Source organism: Marinifilum breve (genome assembly GCF_003202155.1).
Lineage (GTDB): Bacteria > Bacteroidota > Bacteroidia > Bacteroidales > Marinifilaceae > Marinifilum > Marinifilum breve.
This window is the reverse complement of the sequence record NZ_QFLI01000005.1, coordinates 371,665-397,718: the sequence shown is the minus strand read 5'-3', so window position 1 is coordinate 397,718 and position 26,054 is coordinate 371,665. Positions and strand designations below refer to the sequence as shown.

Genomic DNA, 26,054 nt, shown 5'->3' with positions numbered 1-26,054 from the left:
TGCTCCCTAATTCATCATTCATAATTCCTAACTCATAATTTAATTACTCATGATAACCAAACTATTTAAAATACTAACCCCTCTGCTGATTTATGCTTTCGGGCGTGAATTTATTGCTACACTACAGATGGTATCATTTGCAGATGTATTTCAGAAAATCTTTTTTATCGCCTTGGGAGGTGGATTTTTATTCACCACAATTTTTATAAAAACCCATGGTTACCTGGCCATTTTGGCACATGAATTAACCCACAATGTGCTGGGCGTTTTAACCTTTAACAAGCCCATTGCTTTAAATGTTGAAGCCAATAGTGGAGGATTTTTTGCCTACCAGGGAAAACAGAATATCCTATCGGTATTGTCTCCTTATTTCTTCCCATTGCTAACCGTTTTTATCTTCCCGATCTATTTTATTTTGGCCAGTTCGGGAGCCGAAGTCTATTTCGGATTGTTGGGAGCAACTCTTGGATTTTCATTTTCCATTGCCATTCGTCAGGGCAAACCACATCAGCCCGATTTACATGTGTTTGGCATCACTTGGTCCTACCTGATCATCCTGTTTTTTCAAATCTTCATTTGGGGATTGCTCATCTCCTTCGTGATTGGAAGAATACCAATGTTGGTAAGCTTTGTGAAAATGAGTACCGATCATATCATTGAACTTTACCAAATAGCAAAGGCCTTGGTGATGATGGGATTGGATATGATAAAAGGCTCATAAATGTAAGTATTTTTAAAAATTAGATAATTATGAAAAAAAATGCAAGTGTTAACCTAATAATTGTGTTGATAGTTTTATTTTCAACTACAGCTTGTAATAATTACGTGAAAAATCCAACATTTGGAGAGTATCCATCTCTAGTTAAACAATATGCACTCAAAGTAGAGATAGCAGATAGAGAACGTTATTTACATAGACCTGGTACAAGAATGAGGATTGGAAAACAAAAAAAATATGATAGGTTAAGCGACAAGTGGGTAAAGAATAAAGAAACGTACCTAATGAAGTATCCTCTCGAAAATAAAGCAGTTCCGTATGTATGTAAGCCAGATCTGTCTTTTGATGTCAAGCATTCGATTATTAGAAGTTTACGATGGGGAGGAGGAATAGTAATTGAAATTTATGTAGAAAAAAGAGATAGAGATGGTGTAGGGTTTCCTCTTGATGTTAAGTTTATAGATGATACTGGTAAAATAATTTTAAAGCGAAAGGTTGTACTGAGAAGTGGTACAAGCTTTTCTCCAAGGAAAGATAAATATTCAATAGTATTATCTCCAGATGAAGTGGTAAAGATGGAACATTTTAACAATATAGAAATTTTGAAAGTGAAAAAATAAATGTCACTACAATTTCAAGAAACCAAAAGATATGGATTTAGAAAAAAGAAAAGAAATTGAAGCTGCATCTGCAGAAAATGAAGGAGGAGTAATTGCAGTTGTTGCATATTTATGGATCATTGGTCTTGTGATAGCCATTGTTATGAATTTGAAGAAGAAGAATGCTTTTGCCAATTTTCATATAAGACAGATGGTCTATTTGTGTTCAATTCAAATATTAAGTTATCTAATACTAGAATTGTATTATGAGAATGTTATGGTGCTTATTTACATTTGGTTGGCTTTGTGCTGGTTTTATGGCATTCATTCGGCAATTAAAGGAAGAATAGCTTCAGTATTGGCGTTAATAGAAAAAAACAATGGAAGATTTCGTGTTAAGTTGTTTATTTTATTTGGTTTATTGAGTATTCCTACATTTTATTATTGGATGGCAACACCACCTAAACCTGGTCTTCTATGGGCTCTATCAAGGTTTGAAACAGTATTTGACCGATTTGAAGATGCATTTGTTATGATCATTTTTGTGATAGTTTTTGCAAGCATTGGTGGCATTTTAGAATATGTAATTAGTAAGAAGCAGAATACGAATAACTCTGTAGTTTCCTCCCAAAATTAACTAAAATCTAAATATGATCTAGGAACAAAATGGAGTTCAGAACCCATGTAAAAAAACGAGGCGGAACCGAAAAGCTTTACGAGTAGGAAAACCTAAAACTTAAATTATGAAATACATATTACTAGGCCTTTACGTTGTGTTAACACTTGTATTGCCTTTAACTTTAGTTTTGTTTGTTATGGATACTGATCCAACAATGACTTCTTATTTTTTAATAAGCATTATTATTGGTTGGGTTATGCAGACGGTATTTTTAATCCCTCCTGTTTTGGTAGTTAATACTTTGTTAGGAGCAAAAATAAAATTAAATACAAAAAAAGCAATTGATGCAGAATATGAACACCTTACAGAGGATGAAAGAAATACATTATCATATTCCATATTGGAGCAGATGTATGGAAAGCTTCCTTCAGCTGAGATGGAAGATGGATCAGAAGGCTTTAAAATAGAAACAGGAAAAGATGCGATTAGGTTGAAAAGAACTATAGAATATATAGTTAGGGAAATTCAACCAAACAACGAAGAGATAAGTGAACTACTAGAAAATAATGCTTCGTTTTACAAGGAGGAAATGAAACGAGTATTTTTTGGAGCAAAGGCTGTTATGGTGGTTATGATAATTGCACTTGTTATAATTACGTTGTCTCAGAATGAGATTGGTGGAGTAATTGCAATGCTACTGATGGGAGGATTTTATATTACTTTCTATTACTATTCAGCTAAGCGTCCAATTTATTTGTTAAGAAAAGATGAAGAGAAAGGTAAAGTGTTTGATTCAAGTTTACTTTCACAATCTATAAAAAGTATCTGGGGACCAGGTAAATATAAAACAAGGCACTATGATGTTAATGATGGAAGAGTCAGTAGAAATTATGGACGGGAAGCAGAGGATAGTATTATGAATTTAGTAATAAAACTTATTGCAACTGTAATTACATCTATAATCGCTTTATTCTTGAGTCCGATTTATATTTTTTACTATTTCTGCTCTAATTATTGGGGAAACTGTTTAAATCCATTTAAGAATACTGAAAAGTGGATGAAAGAGGAATATGATTTTGATTACAGTAAAAAGCTTACAGAAGAAATCATGGCAGAAGTAAACTAATATTCATGTAATAGTTACAACATAAGGATATTAATACAGAAAAATAGTTTTCATTTCTCACAATTGTTTTGATTTTAATAAAGAGTAAGTGCCACTCTTGAAAGGGGGTGGTGCTTTAAACAATTTAGATAAAAATTGCCCTTATTATTGGGTAGATATAATCTTTTTATTTGAACACAGATTAATAAAAACCTGAATATGATCTAAGAACAGAATGGAGTTCAGAACCCATGTAAAAAAACGAAGCGGATCCGAAAAGCTATACGAGTAGGAAAACTAATACCCAAAATATGAAAAAACTGCTTATAGTAATTCTATTGTTTGTTCTCTGTGGAACAATTGGTGTGCAGGCCAGTGCTTTGGCTCAAACCGATCCTTCTGTAGAGAATGCGACAGAGCAAACGACCCCTGCCAATCAGACCGAATCAAAAGGAGGAGGAATTGATTGGATGCAAGTAATTTTTGCAGGAAGCTATTTATTAGGCGTTTTTGTATTGTTTCCTTTGGTAGTTTATACCAATTATCAGGAAAAAATGCTGGGCGATGAAAATCCTGAGAAGTTTAAAATACCTGAAGACTTATCAGAAGATGAACGAAACGACAGAGCTGAACAAATTTTGGTGGGCATTGAGGAAAAACTAACTCCTTTTACCGATGATGAGGGGAATGAAATGATTACCATTACCAGCGGTGCTCAAGCCAGATATATGCGTCATGGATTAAACTACATCAACACACGCTTGTGTCCTAGCGACCCAGTTGTATGTGCTCGTGTTAATGAGTTTTTAGATGTGTACAAGGATAGAACCACAAGAGAGTTCACCGGATCGAAATGGATACTGGGATGCGCAATTGGTATTTTGGTATTTATGGGCATCATGGATATTGGCATATTGCTTTCATCATTCACCTTGATTCATATTATTGGGATTACATTTTATTACTTATCGAGCCGAACAGCAAGGTATGCCTTGGAGAAAAGAATGGAGAACTTTAACTCTCGCAAGCTAGGTATTATTGGAGGTGTTATGGCTGCTTTGTTTGCAGGATTTTCTATTAAAGAATATGTAAGTGTAAACGGAGGCCCTTGGCAAAGAGATTACGAATCGGAGGGAACATCAAGCATGATGCTTATTGTAGCGATTGTAATGGTTGCCTTTTTCGTTGGGTTCCTGGTAGCCTTTTTCGGAATATTAAACTTTATCATCAACTATTCTACTTCATTTATTAACCCACTGAAAAAGCCAGAGGATTGGTATGCTGCAAAATTTAAAGAGCAAGAGGTAGCAATGGTTTCTTAAGAATTTCTGTTGCTTTAAGCTGGATAATAGAATCAACCATTTTGGAAATATTGTTAGTAGGGACAATTTACTGGTGCCAATTTGGTTGGTTCTAACTTTACAAACTTCAAATCAATTCGTTTGAAACAAATTAAAGCTTAAGACAGGCTCAAACTGATTGGAAAAATGAAAATTGAAGCTTGAGATGCACTCAATCAACTTGATTGATAAAAATTAAAGCGTGAAGCAGAGCCCTGCTATTTGTTTGGCCCCAATTGAAGCTTAAGTTGGCTCCACCCAAAATGAGCGAAACAAATTAAAGTGTGAATTGGCTTCCCTCAAGTTGATTGGATAAGGGGAAAGCTTGAAATGCCTTCAAACGAGATGAGAAAGTGTACATTAAAATTACAAATAGTATAGCACAAATACATTTATAGGGAAGAGTGACTTTACCTGATATGAACCACTTGGTTTAGACAGGACTCACCCATAATAACTGGTGCTGTATGATTTATAATGGGTAATTCTAAAGAAGTGCCTAAAGTACTTAGAATACTTGGAGTACTTAAAGTGTTGGTACGAAAATATTTTTTAATCAGTATTATTTAATACAAGCTTAAATGAGTGATTGTAATGCTTATACCATACATTTTAATTTTAAGTACTTAAGGCACTTTAAGTATTTTAAGTACTATTTAGTAACTCACCCACTAAAAATCATATAGAACCTAATAACTAACCAAAAAAAGTAAGAGATGATAGAAAACATGTCTTTTCATGCTCTGCACAGAGATGAGTATTTTACTTTTGGAAAAAGAGTAAAAGAAATTTTTACTGGTTATGAGCTTGAAACCCTTAACTTAAAACACCCTTACGATAGGGTTGTAGCAGCGCTCACCAATCTTGATGAGGCGATGATAAAAAACAGTACAGCTGCTTTAACTACCGAAGTAGTAAATAAAGACACTCGACGCGATGATGGTTTTATAGCCCTTCGTAACTACTTGCGAGCATGTGTAAAGCGTTTGAAACCAGAATGGCAAAATGCGGCACGTTTGGTATTGAATGAAATAAGAGTTTATGGTGTGAATTTACACAAAGAATCTTATTCGGCTGAATCAGCAAGGTTGAACAATTTGCTTTCTGATTTTGAAAACAAGCCAGAGCTAAAAGCAGCCATTACCCTATTGCTATTGACCGAATGGGTAGCTGAGCTGAAGCAGGCACAGGCTGAGTTTGAAACAGCTGAGAAAGCCAGAATTGATGCCAAAGCCAGTACCAGCGAAATTAAAACCGATGAGGCTTGTTTGGAACTTCGCAAAACGTTGGAATTCCTTTTCCAGTTTATGGAGCTGAACTATCAGATGACTCCAAGCGAAGAATACAAGCAAATTATGCGCAAAATAAACGAGGTAATTGCCGAATTTATGAGTGCCATTAAAGCTCGTAAAACCCGCAACGAAAAAGAGGAAGAAGAAAATGTAGAGGCTTAGAAATATAGGTTTTACATATTTATAGTTGCTAATGAAAAGCGCCACTTCTGTTAGGGAGTGGCGCTTTGATTATTGGGGGCATTTAAATATTATCTGCATGATACCGATTTATTAAATACATAAAAATTGCCTTTCGGGAGGTGAATCGATTAAATAGAAAACCAAAATTGCCGTTTTGTTTTATTAGTCGATTAAGTCAATTGTATTAATATAATATTATTACATTAGTAGTTTTTCAAATTTAATACTTTATAAAAGTACTATGAATGAGAAACTAGATACAAAGCTAATCGAATTAATTGCAGAAAAGATTCATGAGAAATGGATGCAGAAACGCATTGAAGAAGGTTGGACTTTTGGACCGGAAAGAAATGATACTAAAAAGCAGAATCCATGTTTAATTCCCTATCGTGATCTTCCTGATTCTGAAAAAGAATACGATCGTGCATCGGCAAGAGAAACTCTTGATGCACTGCACGAACTAGGTTTTCAAGTAATAAAGAGGAGTGATAAGCATAGTAAACTATAGAACATATGGAGAGGATTGTTGAGTTTTTTTCTGTCAATGTTAATTGGCTTGGATTTTATGTCTCATTTGGGATTATTTTATCTTTTATCGTTATATCATTTGGTAAGTTGTTTAGAAAACGTGTTGATAGACTGCTTTCAGGAAAATTGATATCTCAATTAGTCGTTTTATTAATTCTTTCAACTGGTATTATCTGGTTTTGTCAATCTTTACATACTTTATTCATTAAAGTAGATGGTACCGCCACCGGCAATTGGAATTCTGTTCTTCATTTTATTGATCCTGGAGCAATTCAGGAAAATAAATTTAAAGGCACTGAATTTTTGTTGGCTTTCTTAACTTCCTTTTTAGGATTGGTATTAATGGGAGGTATACTTATATCTGTATTTACAAACAATTATAATCAAAGAGTAGAACGATTTAAAAAGGGTTTTGGAAATTATTCGTTCAAGAATCATTTGATCATTTATGGTTATGACCACATGTCCTTACCATTAATTAAAGATTACCTTTTGGAGTCGGGAGATATTGTGTTGGTTTCGGAAAAGAATGTTGAAGAAATTTACCGATACATTCGTTCAAACCTTAGCCCCAAAGAGGAGAGAAGAGTTTACCTTCTGCAAGGAGTTAGAAACATTAATGAGGAAATAGAGAGAACCTATCCACATAGAGCCAATAGAATTGTTATTCTTGGTGAAGACAAGGAGGAGGGACGAGACTCCAAGAATATGGATTGTTTTGTAAAAATAGCCGAATTTATAAGCAAGAAACATTCTTCTTCAGGCTTTGGTAACAAACTACTAAAGAAAGTTGACTGTCATATCCATTTTGAAGAACAACAAACTTATTCCATTGCCAAAGAGTACAATTTGCCTGAAAAGTATAAAGATGTAATCAATTTTACTCCGTTCAGTTTTTACGATTTATGGGCCAATAAAACCTTGGTTCAGGGTTTGCAAATTAAAGAGCGAAATTTGAGTCTAGACTATCAGTCATTAAACAGAGAATCGGAGAAGTATGTGCACCTGGTATTAATTGGTTACAACAGAATGTCGCATGCTATTGCAGTTGAAGCGGGAAGAATAGCGCATTATCCCAATTTCATAAAAGGTGATAAAAAAACAAAAATTACCATTATCGACAAGATGGCCGAGGAACATGAGATGGCATTTAAGAATGCCTATCCAGGTATCGACCAACTAGAAGATATCACATACGAATTCAGGCAAGACAATATCTTTTCCAGTGAGTCGAAAGAGTTTTTGTCCAATTTAATTCAAGATGAAAACTGTTTGCCTTATATCATGGTTTGTTTTAACAGTTCTGAAATGTCATTGTCGGTGGGAATGAATTTGCCAAAAGAATTTTACGATACAGAAATACCAATAATTATCAGGCAAAGACATACGCATGAATTGCATAACCAAACCTTCTCTAATGTATATTTTTTCGGAACAGAAGGAATTGCATTGGATTTTAAAAAGATGAAAATGTATGAGGAATATGCTGCCGAATACAATGATGTTTACAACGAAATTTTTGGTTACGATACAGCTTGGGATGAACTTCCTCAGGATAAAAAATGGGCCAACAGATATGTAATTGATGCAATTCCAAATTTTTATCGAAACTCAATTCAAAATTGCATTTTATCAGATGAGATTGCAGAACTGGAACACAGAAGGTGGTGTGCCGAAAGAATATTTACCGGTCGTGTTTTTGATCCGGTAAAAGATGAGCGATTAAAAAAGCACCCTTTATTGGTTCCATACAAGGAATTGGGCATTAAAATACAGTACCAAAACAGAAAACTAAGTGAAGTTTACAGAAAAATTGACATCCCTAAAATGGATATTCAACTGTGATTAAAATAAAGAGAATGATGTGGGGGTAAATATTACTTGTTTCATAGGCAGAGTGAGATATGGATAAAAAGCTTTAGTTGAAAGTATTGAAAAGTTAAATAGAATTTAGTTACTAAGAAGGTTTATCTAAAACCTTTGATGTGGAATGATTTTATAGGGAGTGTCAATGGAATAAGTATGAATAATATGGATTGCTTAATGAAAACGTATTAACCTTATTGAAAGAAAAATCAGATAGCGATATGATTCTTGAATGTTATGCTGATATAAGCTATTGCTGATTAGTATACAAGAATAAGAAATATTTACTTGACAATAACTATTTCTATGGAGCAAATTTATTTTCTCCTAAAAGCTTATGGTAAAATAGATAAAAAACTTTACAAGATAATATCTATAAATTTGTAAATACGAATTAACCATTATCAAAGATAAACTAACATGAACAACTCTAATCCTGTGTGTCCTAAATGTAAGAGTGATGAAATTCATTACCGTAAGAAAAAAGCAAACTGGATTTGTGATGATTGTGATTTCGTTTTTGAAGAAGGTGTCATCCTGGAAAAAAATCAACAAAAAAAAGTAAAATTTCCTTCCCGAAATATATTTATTTCATACGGTCATGATCAATTTGGCAAAATCGCTTGTCGCTTGAAGGATGATTTAGAAAAGCGAGGTCATAAAGTTTGGATTGATCATGAGCTTAAAGCAGGTAATGATTGGGAAATTGATATCGAAGCTGCCCTAAATAAGTTAATTATAAATAAGCCGAACAGCTGTTTCTTGTTTTTAATGTGTCCACACGCGGTTCGCAGGCCTAATGGATACTGTTTAAATGAGCTCTCAGTTGCAGTTTCAAATGAAGTTTTTATACTACCAATTAAATTAGCAAATCTTACACCTCCGCTTTCAATTGCTCGAATTCAATGGATTGACTTAATAGGTGTTGATTTTGATGTCCATAAGGCATCTTTTGAGGAAAAAGAAAAAGCTTTAATTGAGGCATTGGAAAATGAAAATCTCGATTTTGAAGGCAGTTTCTGTAAATTGCAATCTGCACTGAAACCAATACATTTTAAAGCTGAAATTCAGAGATACACAAAGAGTTTTGTTGGTAGACAATGGATTTTAAGGGATATCAAAAGATGGCTAGAAGATGAGAAAAGCTCTAAGGTGTTTTGGATAACTGGAGGTCCTGGTGTAGGAAAGACAGCTATTTCCTTATGGTTGTCCTGCTGTGTTATTGAAGAAATAAGAGCTTGGCATTTGTGTCAACATTCTAATACAATTACAAGCGACCCCAAAAGATGTGTTTTGTCAATAGCATTTTTTCTATCTACCCATTTAGAAGAATATAGGAATTATATTGCTCGATTAAATTTAACAGAAATAGCCAATAATAATAGTTCAACGATATTTAATGAATTATTGATTCAGCCTCTCAATCAAATTAAGGAAGTGCAACGACCTGTTGTGATTTTAATAGATGCATTGGATGAATCCGCAGATGAAAATGGAAGAAATGAACTGGCAAAATTTATCGGTTTAAATTTTGGACTGTTACCAAGTTGGATCAAACTTATTGTTACCAGTAGACCTGTAAATGAAGTTACTAAATGGTTTCGTAAATTAAATCCATATTTTATTGATGCAAATGATCCCCAAAATATAGCAGATGTCTCTTTATATATTAGAAAAGATCTACAAAAACTTAATTTGGATGATCAGACCATGAATTCTGTGATTGAAAATATTATAAATAAATCAGAGGGGAACTTCTTATATGCAGAATATGTTTGTAATTCGATTGTTAAGGGGGAGTTAGATTTTAATAATGTTCATGATTTTCCTGATGGCTTGGAATGTATTTATGAAAGTTATTTTGAAAGACGATTCGAAGATTTAAAAGATTATCGAATTAGAGTTGCGCCATTATTGAGAATTATTGTTGCGAGTTATATTCCATTAAGCCTTAATATCTTTTCTGATATACTTAAATCAGATCATCTATACAATGAAGAGGGAATACTTCAGTTAAAAAAAGATTTTGGAGCTCTTTTTGTTTTTAGAGATGAATCTATTCTACCTTTTCATAAATCTATTTCAGATTGGCTTACCAATGATAGAAAATCTGATTTTTACATCAGTATAAAGGAGGGGCATACAATGATAGCTGATTGGGCTATGTGTCGATTTAATAATGATAATTATCAGAATGAGTACATTCTTAAATTTATTATACAACATATAGTTTGTGCAGGAAATATAAACAAGGCTTGTGAAATATTGAATAGCAATGTGTTATTTGAAGAAAGAATCAGATTATTTGGGTTTGACAATACGATTCAGTTATTTTTTAAAGATCTAAAGGGAATATTTAATTCGTCCAACTCTAAAACACATATTATATTTCAAAGTGGATTGTTTAAACAAATATTAAGTAACAATCGACGATATTTAATGGATTATGGTTTTTATTTAGATCTTAAAGAAATGGGGTTTAGTGCTGCATTGGATAATATATCTTTTCAAAATATTTCTAGAGGAGAACAAACTGCTATATTATATTATTACTATTTACATGAAGATTACCGAAAAGTAATCAAATTAGTGTCTTGTATTCAATATGAGATAGAAAAGGAATGTACATTTGTTGTTTGTCAAATATGTGAAGTTCTAGGTATGTGCCTAAGAAAAATAGGAGATTTCAATTTAGCAAAACAAGCTTATTATCGTACCATAAAAATAGCGAATGATCTGAATGATAACTACCAAAAATCTATTGGTTATATGAGTATGGCCAAATTAGATTATCATGAAGGGAATTTTAAAAGTGCATTTTTAAATAATGAAAATGGTATAGAAGCACTTCGTCTTTATTTGGATGAACAAGTGAAGCAAAGAGCAGATTTACAGGTTAGTGTAAGAATGTTTCTTGCTGAATATCACAGGTTATCTGCTGAAGCTTATATCTGGAATTCAGATTTTAAAAAGGCGAAAGAACTGCTTGCTTACACAAAAGAAATATATGATAGTATTCAAATCAGAAATAGATATTTTGTGAGATTTTTATACAATTCAGCTCAATTAGAAACAGGTATAGGTAATTGGAAGAAAGCTCTACATTTACTTTCAGATTCTAAAAAAATAGTAAGAAATCAATACGATAGTGGAGCTGTAGATTATTTTTCAGCAGTAGCATTGTTGAGAAAATATAATGATACTGGAGATGATAGCTTACTGCCAATTGCTGTGAACCATATAAAAAGATCTATAAAAGTATACACAAAGCTGGAAGCAATTATTGAACTTCTTGAAGCTACAATAATTGAAAAGTTAATTAGACAAATTCAAAACCCTAGAATTGAAAAGATAGAGATAGGGAAGTTTGATCAACATAAAATATGGGCAAAACACGTTATAACTTATATTTTTTCTAATATTTTAAACAATGAAAGAATTAATTATACTGGGAAGTGGAGGTTGGATTCCAACACCGAAAAGGGAAACTTGTTGTTATTTATTTCGAACTGAAAAAACATTATTGTTTCTGGATGCAGGTTCAGGTATGTCAAATTTATTTGATTATTCTGATATTATAAAAGACTATGATGAAATAAACATCGTTTTAAGTCATTATCATCTTGATCATATCATTGGACTTTCATTTTTATTGAATTGGGTAAGAAATGATCAAAAAATAATCATTTGGGGACCTGGGGCACCATACTATAATGCAGGATGTAAACAGATACTTTCCACAATTATAGGCGGCGATTATTTCTCAAGAAGAATTGACTCATTAACGGAACATGTTGAAATAAAAGATTTTCCTGATAATCAATTTAAAATAAACGAAATTAGTTTAGAAGTATATTTACAATCTCATTCTTCTCCTTCTTTCGGAATAAAATTAAACAACGATTTATACTATGCTACTGATACTGCTGTTAAGAAAGAAACATTTTTACATTCTAAGGACTGTAAACTAGTACTTCATGAATGCTGGGATTTATATGAAGAAGAATGTACGGGAAAGCACTCATCTCTTGAAGAGTTACTAAGAATAGTATCCAAAAATAAAGAACAAAGTATACGATTAATTCACATAAATCCCAATTGGTGTTTAGAAACAGAGAAGAAAATTGCTCAAATTATTGATGATAGAGATAATTTTCAAATGGCAACAGATTTTGAAGTGTTTAATTTTGCGAAATAGATGTGTGAACGTTTGACTCAAATATAATTTAAAGAAAATACTCAATAAAAGTAGAGAGTATTTTCTTTAAGTTTTCTATTTGAGATTAGTGTTTTTAAAGGTTTAGAATGATTTATATCGATTTAAGCATAATCTTCATCTAGATAAAGCAGTATGTATTTTTATCTATTATCTCCTTAAGTTTTTTCTTATTTGTTGAGATGCAATTTGTATCGATCTCCTTATTATCAAAAATAGAATCTATTTCTTCATTATTCAATATATCGCTTACAAGCTCTAAAAAATCTTTAGATAAATCAAATTGTGTTGTTTTGGCCTTAGTTAAGAATAATTTTAATGGCTCTCTCATTTTTGGACTATTATCTCTGCTCAATATTCGCTCCCAAACAATAACCAAATGCTCCAGGTTTCTTGTCTCATTAATCAATGCTTCCTGAGAGATTATTTCAAGAACTTGCTTTTGGTGCTGCCTAATATTGGCATAATCTTTTAGTTCCGACCAAATTTCGCTAGAATGAAAACTGCTGTCCTTCATGATCTCCAGTAAAATATTACTTCTCAACTCTTTGTATTTCTTAAAATCGAAGCTTAAAAGCAGGCTAAGTATATAATTGTTCGTGGAGTCGTATTTGGCAACTTCAATAATGAGTTGCTGATAGAATTCCAATTCCTTTTCGGCATGAGGAACGGCATGCATGCGATCCTCAATTTTTTTCAGATATTCAGGCAAGTACTTATAAGGAATGGATTTGCTCTCACATATTTTAATGAAAAGGGTAATGAAATCGTTATTGGCATTGCTATCATCTTTAATGCAAGCCTGAATCAATTCATCAATGGCCTGTTCTTCCCAATAGGAAACGTTGAGTTGCTGAATTTTTTCGCAAAAACGAAGACTTGTAGGTACACATTGCAGTCTCAACATCAAATAAGCCCCATACAATCGCTCTTCAAGCTGGAGTGAAAAGTGCCCTTTGCCTCGCTGATCCAGTAACAGATCGTAGCAAATATTAATTTCCTTTTTAATGCGCTCTTTATTGTGAATCTCGCTGAACTGATGCTTTTGAGCAAGCAAACAGCAAATGTCTACCCAATCACTTAAATCATCATTTGAATGATCCAAGCGCGTGTGAAAATCATTCTCAATTACATCGCAATGCGCCAATAGAAATTCATCCGATTTAAGATACTGTAGGCTGCTATCGGCCCAATATTTCACAAATCCGCTAAGCGAATTACTTGCTTCTTGAATAGTGTTTCGAATATTTTTAATTTCTGTATAGTCCAGGAGCTTGAACTGTTTTACCAATTCCCCAAAGCAGGAGTATAAATTCCCATAAAGCTGAGGGTGGTAAGTTGATCTGTTTTCACTGACAGATTGAAGGATTTCAATATAAATTTCAGACAGCTTGGTAATAAACTTCTTGCTTTTGTACCATTCCATTGTTTTTACCATTTCGAAAAACAATGGGAGTACATCGAAGTTCTCCCTCGAATAGTTTGTAAGACATGCCTCAATGATTTCTTTTAACTGTTTTACAAAGGAGTTTTTGAATTTATTCTGAAAATCAGATTGTAATTTGCCGTAAATAATTTTTAAATCATCAGTAATTTGTTGCTGCCATCCCGATTGAAATATTTGCAGAAAGTCAAGCAATTCAAAAACCTGCATTTCATGTTTTTCTGTTGCCAACGTATCAACATCTATTTTCGACAGGTAGGTAAGAAATCTTCTTTGATTGCTTAGGTTCGGATGCTTTTTACACACTTCCAGCTGTGAGTTCAATATATTGTTGATAAACACGCTTTTTCCGCAATAATAGGATTTAAAAGCCAGTAGCATGTTACCAAAATCGTGCAGATTTTCATTCTTCATTAAAGAAAGAAAGGATGCTTCGCTAAGGTTTTTCCCAATTAACCTACAGGCAAAGTAGTATTGTAAATTCAGGTTTTTGAAATGAAAGTAATTCTTGGAGTTTTTGTTTTTAATTACGCCAATTCCATACCGAATCATCTCATTTTCCAATGTAGAATTCTGAGCTTCCATATGAAATTGCCCATCCCTAAGCATTTGATACGCCAGCTTGGCAACTTCCTGTAAAAAGTCATGCTTTTGCTTTTCAGACATATCTTTCTTCAATTCACCATCTTCAAATTGATTTTCAAAGTGGATGCGTTGCACATCATAAACAGTATCATGCGTACGACCAATATAAGGCGATTGATCAGGAATGCTGTGTTGAATTGAATAATGATTTTGCAGCAAGTACTGGTTCGAAATCCTTGTAAACACTAGGTAACTCTGCTGGTTGAGCTCTTTAAGTACCTTCTGTAAATGCTGCTGTTTGCTATTGCTTAAGCAGTGGTAATTGTCGATAATTAATTTAAAGGATGATTGAGTTAACAGATTTTGAATGCTGTTGTAGTTCTCAAAAATAGAAGGATATTTAATCAACAGGTAAGCATCAAGTTCCTGGTCAATCAGCTGTGCAGCATCAACATAAATGGGTAGCTGGAATTGAATTTCTCTCTGCTTTGCCCAGCTTTTACAAATGGCCTTGGCAACTTTCGATTTTCCAGAAAAGGGATTCCCCGCAATGGCAATTGCCCTTTTCGAAATCAACAATTGCTGAATATTTTCTATTGTATCAATAGACTCAAAGTAATTCTCCTGCTTGCTATTTTGGCAATTCATAAAAAACTGACTTACCGTTTCGCGGGCATTCCTAATTGTCACGAATTCATTTTCATAATGCTCAGCCAGTTTCGTGCTTTTTTTGTTTTGTGCTATTTCTACTTTGTTTTGTTGGGATGCAATGCCATAGAAAAGCTCAACAAATTCAACAATTCGTTCATCGTAACTTTCACTTGTATGATTTGGATCCAGAACATATACAGCACTTCTAAACTTCTGTCTGTCCAAACAAGCCAGTATCCCTTCCTGAATTTGATCTTCATAATTCGAAGCTAAAACCACAATAGCCCGGGCCTTGTCTTCCTGTAGGTTTTTAAGCATTCTATAGAAGTGCGCACTATCAGTTAAGCGGTAATCTTCTGTTTCCAGATCTTTCAAATAGTTTACAACATCCTTTCGAATACTGCTATTGCTATAAACTTTTTCTTGCTCGTTAGAGCGATTAGGGTTAAGAGAAGAGTGCTTAATTCTGTCGATTCGTTCCTTCAAATTCATGTTTCTCCAAAATTTTTTATGTGTATCTGCTAGTGTATCCCTGTGTATTTGCCTTCCTCTTTTACTTACACCCTATACACAAATACATACACCAAAATACACATGTAAAATCGTGGTGTGAAGCAAAACGAAAGAGACTTACCGAACAAACCCGGGAACATGTAAAAGTAAGAATTTATTGTTAGCCGATCAATTGAAACTAGCACTTATTGATAAGAAGATAAAGGTACCAATCCGAATTGAAATCAAGCGCTAAACCAAAAGAAAAGGTCAAAAACAGGTGACCAATAATTTTTAACCAATAAAATTAAAACAAGATGAAAACTAATACATTTTTTTATTCGCTATTAATTGCCCTATTTACAATTTGCCTTTATAGCTGCGATGACTCATCTGAGGATTTTGGACAGGAAGAAGCACAAAGTTCCATTTCAATAAAAATTGTAAAAACAAGTTTAAAATATGGTGACGATGATGATATTGCACCAGATTGGCCAATTACCATTGAAGGAAAGACTAAGAGCAGTTCTAATGTTAGATTGGAATCAATGCCCGAGTTTGAAACCATGGATGAGACTACATCAAATATGGATGGTATTTTTTACCTGGAGGTGGAGAAAGCAGGGGAGTATCTGATCACCGTAAATCATCAGGATGGATTTAGCGAAGAGCTAGCGATTAATTTGGAATAAACGAGTATATTCAATTAATTTTAATAAATTACGAGGGTCATGAAAATGGCTCTCTTTTTTAATTTCAGCTAAGCCCAATGAAACAATATTTACTGCCTAAATTTTTATTCTGCAAATTGATTGTATGTGTATTTATCCTGTTCATATCCAAAACACTTGTAGCAGAAAATAAATCGGATCGTGAAGAGATTATCAAGTTAATTACATTGGGCATTGAACAATGGAAACAACATGCTTACGATAGTGCATATGTATACTTGTTAGAATCGGAAAGAAGAGCTACACAAGCGCAAGACACTCAGTTAGTAGTGGTAAGTTTGAATAATTTGGGTGGGCTCGAAACCTCAAGATCAAATTACGAGAATAGTATTGAATATTTCAAAAAATCATTGAAATACAATTCGAATACCAATAGCTCAAAGCTAAATGCACTTTTAAATATAAGTAAAGCTTATCGCAAGATGGGAGATTACAAATCAGCATTGAGTAATTTGCATAAAAACAAGGAAATTGCGCAAAGCTTGCAAAAAGATAAAGAACTTTTGCGTTGTTATAATGAATTTGGAATTATAAAAAAACTACAGAAGAATTACGAAGAAGCTCTTTCTTATTATCAGAAGTCCTTACGGATTGGTAGAATTTTGGACTATAAGAAAGGAATTGTAGGCGTATTAAACAATATTGGAAATGTATACAAGGAACAAAAGAACTTTTCAAAAGCTCTATTGTATTTTAATGAGGCCTTAAATCTTAAACTTGAATTGGGAGATAAAAGATATTTGTCATCTGCTTATCTTAATGTGGGCGAAGTTCAAATGAAATTGAATGATTTTATAAATGCCGAAAGCAGTTTAAAGAAAGCATTGAAATACAGTCGGGAATCTAACAATAAAGAACTGGAAATTACGAGTTGTTTTTTATTGGGAGAGATGTTCGTTTACAAAAATAATTTTTCACAATCGAAATTGTTTTTGCAGCAAGCTCATGAGAAGGCTGAATTGATAGGTGCCTTGGATTTACAAAAAGAGGTAATGTTGCGAATGAAAAACCTCTACGCCGCCCAAAACAAAGGAAAAGAAGCCTTGGCTTATTACGACAGGTACATCAGCATTAAAGACAGTATTTTCAGCATGGAGAGCATGAAAAGTATCAACGAAATGGAAGTTCGCTACCAAACTCGTGAAAAGGATATGGAAATAAAAGTCCTACATGTTCAGAACGAAGCCAAAGCAAATGAAAGTTTCTATATGAAGATTGTACTTGGGGTGTTTCTGTTTTCACTTTTGCCTATTGGTTTCTTTGTAAAGCAGCGCCAAAAAACGAGAATCTTAAAGGAAAGAGTAGCCGCATCGAACAGGGAGTGCACCAAACTGGGAATGGAACTGCATGATTCTATCTCTGGCAGCCTGACTTATTTGTGCCGAAGCATGGAGAAGGAAAGTGTGGGGGAGAGCTTTGTAGATCAGTTGCGACAAGTAAGTGATGAGGTGAGAGGCATTTCTCACCAACTGAACATGACGGCCATTGCCAATCAGGAATTCCGCGATGCCTTGTCGGATTCCTTGCAATTGGATCATTTTCCCGAAGATATTGATCTGAAAATATATGTTCCCGATGGCTTCGAAATTGATGACTATGAGAAAAAAATCAACTTGATTCGCATTGTTCAGGAATTAAAAACCAATAGTTTAAAACACGGCAATGCATCTTCTATTGTAATCAGCTTTTCACGATTGCAAAACAAAGTACGCCTTGATTACTCAGACAATGGCATGGGCTTCGACCTGAAAGAGGCTAAAAAAGGAAATGGCCTAATCAATATTCAGGAGCGGGTAGAGTTGCTCTCAGGAAAACTGGATTGGCAAACCTCTCCGGGCAATGGGGTTTCTTTTCATTTAACGGTGTAGTTGGAACTGTAGTGTTTGTTCACAAAAGCACACAATTTGGCACAAATGTTCAGTTGAACGAACATCACCTACAATCAGGGGCGTTAGCCCTGTCATCTGAAAGTTTACTAATTCTCCTTCACTCTATCATGAAAATGCTTTAAGCCATCCTTGCTTTTGATATCCAACTTGCGATAGATATTGCTAAGGTGTTTTTTTAAGGTATTGAGTGTAATTCCCAGTTTGTTTGCCAATTGTTCGTTACTATCGCTACTGTTTTCAGAAGTGGCTTTTGTTACCTTTAATTCGGTTTTGGTAAGCGATTTTTGTTTTTCGAAATCAGAAATGAAGAATTTCTGTTTCTCTTCTTCAACGGTCTGTTTGTATTTCAAGTAGGATGGAGATTCATAAAAAACATCCGAATCTTGGTTCATTACGGCATCAATGGTCGAAACAATGTCCTCTATTTTCGCATCCTTGTTTAAATAGGAGTTAAATTTGGCCTTAAGCAGATCTTTTAAAATCACTTTTAATTTGTGGTTGGTATAAGCAATGCATTTAAGATCTTTTCTGTTTTGCTTAAGCTCTGCTACAAACGAAACAATATCCTCATTAATGCTATTGTAATCAAAATCAACCAACATCAAATGGATTTCACGATTTTGAATATAGGCTGTGGCTTTCGACGGATAAGTAAAGCTTTCGATATGAGCTTCAGGATACATTTTGGCCAATAGATCGGCACTTGCCTTCTTTAGTAAATGATGATCTTCGATTACAACAATGTTCATATCACAAGTTATATGCTAATGAGATAATTATCGAAAATAGAAATTATTTTCTCTGAAAAGATCATTGGCATACATATTTTTATGAAAAAACAGAACTTGTACTTTAATCACTTAAATTGGGTGTTGGATATCTAAAAATCGGGCTAGGATCATTTCATAAGTGCAAAACCTACTACTTCGGGTTATTTTTTTTGCTTAAACAAATGTGGAATTTTGTTTCAATAGAAAATCAAACTAAAAAGTCCCGACCATGAATGTTTATTTAATCGTAGATCACTGCAAAAAGGAAATTGCAGATTTAAAATCGAAACTAAGTAAAATTGAACCGGAATGCAAGGTTTATCATTCTACTACCGTTGAAGATGCTTTATTGCTTTACGTATTGCACAAGCCACAATTGGTTTTTTTAGAGGTAAATCTGAAAAACGAAAATGGTTTTGAGTTAATTCATGGCTTATTGGAATTGGGAGAGCATCCAAACTTTGCCATTACAACCAAAAATGAAAGCTTTGCCATTAAAGCCATCCGATCTTCGGCAGTTGATTATTTGCTAAAGCCAATTTCCATTGAGGATTTGCAGTTTTGTTTGAATCGTGTTCTGACCATGGAATACGAAGAAATGGAGAAACAACGCATGACAGAATTGTTTCTAAAGTTGCAAATACAGAAGAGGGTCACCATTAAAAATCGTGTTGGTTTCGAGGTAATTAAACCAGAGGAAATACTTTTTTGCAAAGCCGATAGAAATTATACCGATATCAAATTGGTTGATGGCACAAGCTTAACCACTTCCACAACTTTGGGAAGCGTGGTGCAACAATTAACAAGCAAAGTGTTTTTCAGAATTGGCCGATCGGCAGTAATCAACCTGGATTACTTGAAGTCGGTGAACCGAAAAGACAAGCAATGTTTGCTGTCTTGTAATAGCGAAATTTATAAACTTCCAATGTCTCCTAATCGGGTTCAGGAATTATCAAGAGTATTGAATTGACTAATTCATGCTGATAGGTATTTAAAATGGAATCATAGGTGAATATCACCATCCTACTACTACAAAAAAAACAGCGCATGAATAATTCCATGCGCTGTTTTCATTTATACATTGAAAGGTTTTAGAAACCTCTTTGTTGAGCTTGTAATTTTTGCATTTCTTCTTCGAAAGTTTTCTTGAACTTTTCGTAATCGTAATCAACTTTCAACTTGTCGTCTTGCGATAATTTTTGGTTGATTGCTTCTTCCAAATCTTTAGCACTCATTTCAAGAGCGATGTAAGTTTTGTATTTGTTTTGAGCAGTTCTGGTTTGCTTTTCGCAGATCACCTTAATGTTGTTCAATTGTTGGTTGATTACTTCGCGAGTTAAACCTTCAAAACGTTCTTCCACTTGTTCAACATTGTTCAATTCAGTTGAATTTACGTAGTTGTCGATTGTTCCTTGAACAGTAGATTGAATTAAAGTTGCCAATTCGGCACGAGCATTGGTTCCAGCTTTTTTCTTAGAAACCATTTGATCTAAACTCTCGCCAATAGCAGAAGCTCTAAAGTGGTTTTTGTCACTTTGGTAATCAGGACCAGTACAATAAACTTCGATAAGCTCTTCGCCTTGTGCTTTGGTAGAAACTGCTTTTTCAGCAGATCCACATGAACTTAACCCTGCAGCTAATAAAACTCCTAAACCAAGGAATAATGATTGTAATTTTCTTGTTTTCATCTTTTCTTGTTTTGAGGTAATAAGGCAATTAATTACTCATTACCAATTGTTCATTATTAATTATTATAAGTCCAGTTGATTCAATTTTGGAATAATGACGTTGTGAATTTCTTCAACAGCTTGTTCGTATGCTTCTTTTACGGCATAGTCGTAGCTGATTGGTTTCATTCCTTTCACTTCATATATCGCATCATTAAATATTTCCATGCCACTCTTAGCATCAGTCAAAGAGAAGAAACAGTCAAGATATACAATGAATACTTTGTAGTTTCTGCCTTCCTTTACTTCGCCTTTGGTAACATTGGTATTGATTTTAAGAAAAACTTTGGCCTTCTCTTTATCGTTGGTAAACGAGAAGAAATTTTCCGATAGTTCTTTCTTCATGTTGTTCTTCAGAATCTCACGATTCGAATCCTTTCCAAATATCTTTTCGCTAAAGTTTAAATATGCTTTTAAACGCTCAACATTGATGATGATTTTGCTTTTTGGAGCCGATTCTGGCGTAAAGAACAGTTTGTTTAGCTGATAATTTTCCAATTCTTCATCTAGAATGGAACTTAAATCTAGGCCAACTTCGATTTCCTGTAATTTCATTTTCGAAGTTACTTTTGAAAGTTTCGAAGCTGCATAACCAAATTCGTCGGTGCTAACCTTGTTGTTTAAAACCCCTTCACCTTTCGAGAAATCGATCTCTAGAGGAAGATTAGGAATTAAACTGTTTCCACTTTCTCCCAACCATTCTGCTTTCACCAAAATAGGTTCTTTTTGCGATGTTGAAATTTCAATTTTTATTGTCTTTCTATCGGGAGTTAATTGTGTTCTCTTAAAAATATTCTGAATGGAGTTGTAGATATCGGTACCTAGGTTTATTCTTCCTTTAAAAGTCATTACCGACAAGTCTTCGTCCAAATGTTTCTTAATGGCATCAAGGGCTTTAGCATAGTAATTTAAAGCCTGGAAGATTTCTAATTTTTCTTCGCTCATTTTTCCTTGTTCGAAGAAGTTCTGAGCCAATTTTTTGGCTTTGTTCAATTTCAATCGCTTCTGTAATTCGTATTGCGATTTCGATAAACGATAGTAAACCCAATATTCATTTCCCCTTTTGTTGTCCCAAGTTCCAACAATTTCATATCCTTCCAATTCTTCCATTAATGAGGTTCTAACTTCCGATTGAAATTCCTCACGAAAGGCAGTTTCATCTTCGAATTGTTGAAGAACTGAGTTGGCAGAAATGTTTACCGATATCTCGGAACACAAATCGTGTAAAGCCTGATTTTTGGCCAATTGTATGTAATTTGTTTTTGAATCGTCCTTTTTAACTACCGAAATACCCACATAGTAATCAGGAGTAATAGGTCTTTCTTTAACCCACTTTGGAGGTCTTCTCTTTGCCATACCTTGTTGTGCCGAACAACCAATAAGCAAGAGTATTATCAATGAAAAATTGAGAGTCGTGCGTAGAGTTTTTATCATTTGTATAGGTTTAATGTAATATTAGATAGCAAAATTAAAGATAAACATTCCTTAACAATAAGCTTGCCAAAAGTAAATTTAAAGTTTTATTTTAATTCTGAGAGCAAGTCATCAATAAGATTTAAAGACAATTGAGATTCAAATCCTCGGCTTTGTGCAAAGCGATACATTTTTGTCTTTAACTGATATGGATCATCATCTTTTAGGCTTCGCAATTTCGACTGTAAAAGATCCTGAAGATTTTCTTTGTATTCCTGATCGTTAATCTGTTCCAGGGCTTCATTTATGATTCTTTCCGGGATTTGTTTGTGCTTTAAGTGGTATGATATTTTTATTCTTCCCCATTTGTTAAAACGATATTTATCGCGTACAAAAAAGTTGGTAAATCTGCTTTCATCGATAAACTTGTCTTCGATTAAGGAGCTTATGATTTCATCCTGATCATCGGCAGAGATGTTCCAATCTTGTAATTTTTTACGAATATCGCTGCAGCATTTTTCTTGTTTGCTACAAATAAATTGAACTTTTGAAAGAGCTGCCTTGGAACTTATTTGGGTGGGCTTTTTTTTATACATTGCTTTTTGAGTGATTTGTAAAGACTTAGCAATGCTACGTCACTACATTATAAAATTATTTTATTGCCGACATCATTCTGTCTTTGCCATTAATGTCTTTTCGAACTTGTATGCTGGAAAATCCTTTTTGCTCTAGCAATACTGTCATTTCTCTCCCCAAATTTTCGTTGATTTCAAAGTACAGTCTTCCTCCTTTTTTCAGATGATCTTGTGCTAATTCTGCTATTCTTCGGTAAAAAATTAATGGGTCATGATCGCTCACAAAAAGAGCTGTGTGCGGCTCAAAGTCCAATACATTTTTCTCCATTTTTTCCTTTTCAGCATTGGTTACATATGGTGGATTACTTACAATGATATCCAATTGTTCCCACTCATAAATTTCCCAATTAAGGATGTCTCTTTCATCAAATATAACCTGAACTTTATTTCGCTTAGCATTTTTTGTAGCAGTTTGAATGGCTTCTGGTGAAATATCAACGCTACTAACATTTGCGTTTGTAAGATGTTTGGCAAGGCAAATGGGAATACAGCCGCTTCCTGTTCCAATATCCAGAATATTCAGGTTGGCTTCCTTATTTTCATTTATAATGGCATGAACCAACTCTTCTGTTTCAGGTCTTGGTATTAATGTGTGTCGATTTACTTTGAATTTTAGTTCATAAAAATCAGCTTCGCCTAAAACATATTGAATCGGTTTATTGTCTTTCAAATCTGCAATGTATTCTTTTACTTTTGCGAATTGATCATCTTGAATGGACTCCGTTTTATTCAGTTGAATTTGAGTTCGTGAGTAATTCAGAAGCTCTTCAAGCAAAATATAAGCAATACTTTCACTTTCTCGCGAACTATAAATGCTTTCAAGTTCTTTTTTTATGTAATTTATTGTAGATTGTATGTTGTTTAATTGACTCATTTGTTCTGCATGATTTTTCTTTGAATTTCTGAGTTATATTCAGGCATTGCAAAGCGAATTTAAAAGCAAAGATACAAATCTTCTATTCTCATAGATTTATGTTACTATCAATTAATTGGTCAGATTTTTGGATACAGTTGTTTGGAGCCTTAAGTATTCTTTATGCTCTAACCATTATTACTACCATTATCATTGTTCTGCTTGAGAATAGAAGTCCTTTAAAAACCATATCGTGGACTTTGGTTTTGATATTTCTCCCGGTTTTTGGTTTTGTGGTTTACCTGGTTTTTGGACAAAGTTTCCGCAAACGAAAAATGTTTAGCATGAAAGGTTTGGGAGATTTAAAATGGTTGCAGGTGATGAGTCAGGATCAAAAACTTCGTTTGGATAAAAGCCGTTTCTTGAAAGATGAGCGCATCCATGAGAAGAAAAACATCATGACTTTGTTGTTGAATAATTCCAAGGCTTTACTGAGTGGTTATAACAAGGTGACAGTCTTGAATGACGGCAAGGAAACTTTCTCAGAAATTTTTAAATCCTTGCGAAAAGCAAAGGATCATATCCATTTGGAATATTACATCATAGAAGATGGTGAGTTGGCTTCTGAATTGCTTGAAATATTGGTGGAAAAAGCACAAAGTGGAGTAGAAGTACGAGTAATTTACGATGATGTAGGCAGTTGGAAGCTGAGTAAACAGTTTGTGGAAACTTTGGAAGAGGCAGGTGTAAAAGTCCAGGCTTTTTTACCCGTTCGATTTCCTATATTAACCAGTAGGGTAAACTATCGCAATCATCGCAAAATTATCGTGATTGATGGTACTACCGCTTTTGTTGGAGGTTTGAATTTTGCTGATCGTTATCTCAATGGAATTCCTGACATCGGTATTTGGAGAGATACACACTTAAAGGTGACGGGAGAGTCGGCTTCAAGTTTACAAATTGTTTTTTTGATCGATTGGTATTTTGTTCGTCAGGAGGTTTTGATCAATGAGAAATACCTACCCTATAAAAAAGCCAAAGAGAGATGTCTGCTACAAATAACTGCTTCTGGTGCCGATTCTGATTGGGCAAGTATTATGCAAGCTTACTTTTCGGCAATTACTTCGGCAAAACGAAATGTATATATTTCATCGCCTTATTTCATGCCGAACGGAAGTATATTAATGGCCTTAAAAACATCTGCCATGAGTGGAGTTGATGTTCGAATTTTGATTCCAAATAAATCAGATTCTTTCATGACTTATTGGGGAACTTTGTCGTACATAGAAGAATTGCTCGAAGCTGGTGTGAGAATCTATTTTTACAAAGCAGGTTTTAATCACAGTAAAATCATGACGGTGGATGGAATCCTGTCAACAGTGGGAACCGCCAATATGGATGTGAGAAGTTTTGAACAGAACTTTGAAGTAAATGCTTTGATTTACGATGAAAAAATAACTTTGGAATTGCGAGAACGCTTTTTAGAAGATTTGCAACAAAGTGAAGAAATCGTTCTTGAGAAATGGATTCACCGATCGAAGAAGCAAAAAATGCAGGAATCAATTGCTCGTTTGTTTACTCCTTTGCTTTAGTATATTCCTTATACTGATCGAGAATTTGTTTCATGACATCATAATCACTTGAATTCTCGGTTACATGAATTTTCTTTCCACAAAATTCCATGAATGCTACCAATTCATCCCCTTTTAATCCCGTTGCATTCGATACAATTTCAGCATTATATTTCGCGCCAATCTTTTTGTTTTTGCTTTCCGATTTAATGAGTTTACTGAGTTTTTTCTTGGTTTTTTCTTTTTTACTCAACTTGTTGTGCAGAAAATCCGTTGGTCTAAAAATGGCATCCAGAACATTCATTTTGCCCTCTACCTTAGGTCGATATTGGGCAGGAACAGGATCAGGCTTTTTGGTATTGTATGGAGCCAATTGTTTTCCAATATCCTTATTAATTGGGTTTTTCTCCTTCACTTTGGCTTTTACAAATTCATCTTTAAATTCGTCCCAAGTCCCCAAAGCGTAGATATCAATTTCTTTTAGCAGATAGGATATATCTTGCAGTTTTATTCGAAAGAATGGTGGAAAATCAGGGTTTAAAATTACAGGAACAGGCCATTCTTTCATTTCATAACCCAAAGCACTAATCACCAAAGTATCCCTTTCTTGAATCTGCAAATGAAAGACTCCGGTGCTATCACAAATAACACCTTTTCTCGACCTTTTAATGGTAACGGTAGCATTGGGAATTGCTTCATTGCTTTTCGAAGAATAGATTAAACCAGATATACTAACAGTTGAATCTTGCAGAAAAGATTGAGCATTGCCTTTAAAAGCAACTGCAGAGAGGAAAAGAATGAGTATGAATTTTAAAAAGATTTTCATA

At 34.0% G+C, this 26,054-nt stretch carries 21 protein-coding genes; 14 read left to right on the top strand and 7 right to left on the bottom strand.

Annotated features, from left to right (window positions below; all coding sequences use genetic code 11):
* Window positions 1-49 precede the first annotated feature (49 nt).
* The 10 genes from DF185_RS13620 (at window position 50) to DF185_RS13575 (ending at window position 12,448) form a co-directional block, all read left to right on the top strand.
* Window positions 50-721 carry a hypothetical protein gene (locus DF185_RS13620; protein WP_110361294.1) on the top strand — a complete coding sequence of 224 codons (672 nt, stop codon included), beginning with the start codon at window positions 50-52 and terminating at the stop codon, window positions 719-721.
* 29 nt (window positions 722-750) lie between these two features.
* Entirely contained in the window at window positions 751-1,338 is a 588-nt protein-coding gene (locus DF185_RS13615) for a hypothetical protein (protein ID WP_110361293.1), read from the top strand.
* A gap of 31 nt (window positions 1,339-1,369) precedes the next feature.
* The gene (locus DF185_RS13610; RefSeq protein WP_110361292.1) at window positions 1,370-1,954 is read left to right on the top strand and encodes a hypothetical protein; all 585 of its coding nucleotides are present in this window, start codon (window positions 1,370-1,372) and stop codon (window positions 1,952-1,954) included.
* A 106-nt stretch (window positions 1,955-2,060) separates the two neighbouring features.
* Complete coding sequence (locus DF185_RS13605) at window positions 2,061-3,062, top strand: hypothetical protein (RefSeq protein WP_133250038.1); 1,002 nt, start codon at window positions 2,061-2,063, stop codon at window positions 3,060-3,062.
* A 290-nt stretch (window positions 3,063-3,352) separates the two neighbouring features.
* Window positions 3,353-4,363: a hypothetical protein gene (locus tag DF185_RS13600; protein WP_110361290.1), complete on the top strand. Its 1,011-nt coding sequence runs from the start codon at window positions 3,353-3,355 to the stop codon at window positions 4,361-4,363.
* A 734-nt stretch (window positions 4,364-5,097) separates the two neighbouring features.
* The gene (locus DF185_RS13595; RefSeq protein WP_133250037.1) at window positions 5,098-5,835 is read left to right on the top strand and encodes a DUF6261 family protein; all 738 of its coding nucleotides are present in this window, start codon (window positions 5,098-5,100) and stop codon (window positions 5,833-5,835) included.
* A gap of 262 nt (window positions 5,836-6,097) precedes the next feature.
* Complete coding sequence (locus tag DF185_RS13590; protein WP_110361288.1) at window positions 6,098-6,364, top strand: RyR domain-containing protein; 267 nt, start codon at window positions 6,098-6,100, stop codon at window positions 6,362-6,364.
* 5 nt (window positions 6,365-6,369) lie between these two features.
* Complete coding sequence (locus DF185_RS13585; RefSeq protein ID WP_110361287.1) at window positions 6,370-8,229, top strand: RyR domain-containing protein; 1,860 nt, start codon at window positions 6,370-6,372, stop codon at window positions 8,227-8,229.
* Window positions 8,230-8,670: 441 nt separating this feature from the next.
* Window positions 8,671-11,763 (top strand): toll/interleukin-1 receptor domain-containing protein, encoded by a 3,093-nt coding sequence (locus tag DF185_RS13580; RefSeq protein ID WP_110361286.1) that lies wholly within the window; start codon window positions 8,671-8,673, stop codon window positions 11,761-11,763.
* On the top strand, window positions 11,681-12,448 hold the full coding sequence (locus DF185_RS13575; RefSeq protein WP_110361285.1) for an MBL fold metallo-hydrolase: 768 nt from the start codon (window positions 11,681-11,683) through the stop codon (window positions 12,446-12,448). Before DF185_RS13580 ends, DF185_RS13575 begins: the two co-directional genes overlap by 83 nt.
* Window positions 12,449-12,587: 139 nt before the next feature.
* Here the strand turns inward: DF185_RS13575 and DF185_RS13570 are convergent, their stop codons facing one another.
* On the bottom strand, window positions 12,588-15,638 hold the full coding sequence (locus tag DF185_RS13570; RefSeq protein WP_110361284.1) for an NACHT domain-containing protein: 3,051 nt from the start codon (window positions 15,636-15,638) through the stop codon (window positions 12,588-12,590).
* A gap of 317 nt (window positions 15,639-15,955) precedes the next feature.
* On the opposite strand from DF185_RS13570, the gene DF185_RS13565 reads away from it, so the two are divergent.
* Entirely contained in the window at window positions 15,956-16,330 is a 375-nt protein-coding gene (locus DF185_RS13565; protein WP_110361283.1) for a hypothetical protein, read from the top strand.
* Window positions 16,331-16,407: 77 nt separating this feature from the next.
* Window positions 16,408-18,237: a tetratricopeptide repeat-containing sensor histidine kinase gene (locus tag DF185_RS13560; RefSeq protein ID WP_110361282.1), complete on the top strand. Its 1,830-nt coding sequence runs from the start codon at window positions 16,408-16,410 to the stop codon at window positions 18,235-18,237.
* Window positions 18,238-18,344: 107 nt separating this feature from the next.
* On the opposite strand, the gene DF185_RS13555 is transcribed toward DF185_RS13560, so the two are convergent.
* Window positions 18,345-19,007 (bottom strand): DNA-binding response regulator, encoded by a 663-nt coding sequence (locus tag DF185_RS13555; protein ID WP_110361281.1) that lies wholly within the window; start codon window positions 19,005-19,007, stop codon window positions 18,345-18,347.
* A 250-nt stretch (window positions 19,008-19,257) separates the two neighbouring features.
* On the opposite strand from DF185_RS13555, the gene DF185_RS13550 reads away from it, so the two are divergent.
* On the top strand, window positions 19,258-19,998 hold the full coding sequence (locus DF185_RS13550; RefSeq protein ID WP_110361280.1) for a LytR/AlgR family response regulator transcription factor: 741 nt from the start codon (window positions 19,258-19,260) through the stop codon (window positions 19,996-19,998).
* Window positions 19,999-20,119: 121 nt separating this feature from the next.
* On the opposite strand, the gene DF185_RS13545 is transcribed toward DF185_RS13550, so the two are convergent.
* From DF185_RS13545 to prmC, 4 genes are all read right to left on the bottom strand, one after another.
* Entirely contained in the window at window positions 20,120-20,716 is a 597-nt protein-coding gene (locus tag DF185_RS13545; protein WP_110361279.1) for an LPP20 family lipoprotein, read from the bottom strand.
* 63 nt (window positions 20,717-20,779) lie between these two features.
* Window positions 20,780-22,189 carry an LPP20 family lipoprotein gene (locus tag DF185_RS13540; protein ID WP_110361278.1) on the bottom strand — a complete coding sequence of 470 codons (1,410 nt, stop codon included), beginning with the start codon at window positions 22,187-22,189 and terminating at the stop codon, window positions 20,780-20,782.
* A gap of 86 nt (window positions 22,190-22,275) precedes the next feature.
* A complete protein-coding gene (locus DF185_RS13535; protein WP_110361277.1) occupies window positions 22,276-22,764 on the bottom strand; it encodes a regulatory protein RecX in 489 nt (162 codons plus the stop codon).
* 55 nt (window positions 22,765-22,819) lie between these two features.
* A complete protein-coding gene (gene prmC, locus DF185_RS13530) occupies window positions 22,820-23,677 on the bottom strand; it encodes a peptide chain release factor N(5)-glutamine methyltransferase (protein WP_110361276.1) in 858 nt (285 codons plus the stop codon).
* Window positions 23,678-23,775: 98 nt separating this feature from the next.
* On the opposite strand from prmC, the gene cls reads away from it, so the two are divergent.
* A complete protein-coding gene (gene cls, locus DF185_RS13525; RefSeq protein ID WP_110361275.1) occupies window positions 23,776-25,248 on the top strand; it encodes a cardiolipin synthase in 1,473 nt (490 codons plus the stop codon).
* Here the strand turns inward: cls and DF185_RS13520 are convergent.
* The gene (locus DF185_RS13520) at window positions 25,232-26,053 is read right to left on the bottom strand and encodes a carboxypeptidase-like regulatory domain-containing protein (protein ID WP_110361274.1); all 822 of its coding nucleotides are present in this window, start codon (window positions 26,051-26,053) and stop codon (window positions 25,232-25,234) included. The two genes, cls and DF185_RS13520, sit on opposite strands and share 17 nt — an antisense overlap.
* Between the last annotated feature and the right edge of the window lies 1 nt (window position 26,054).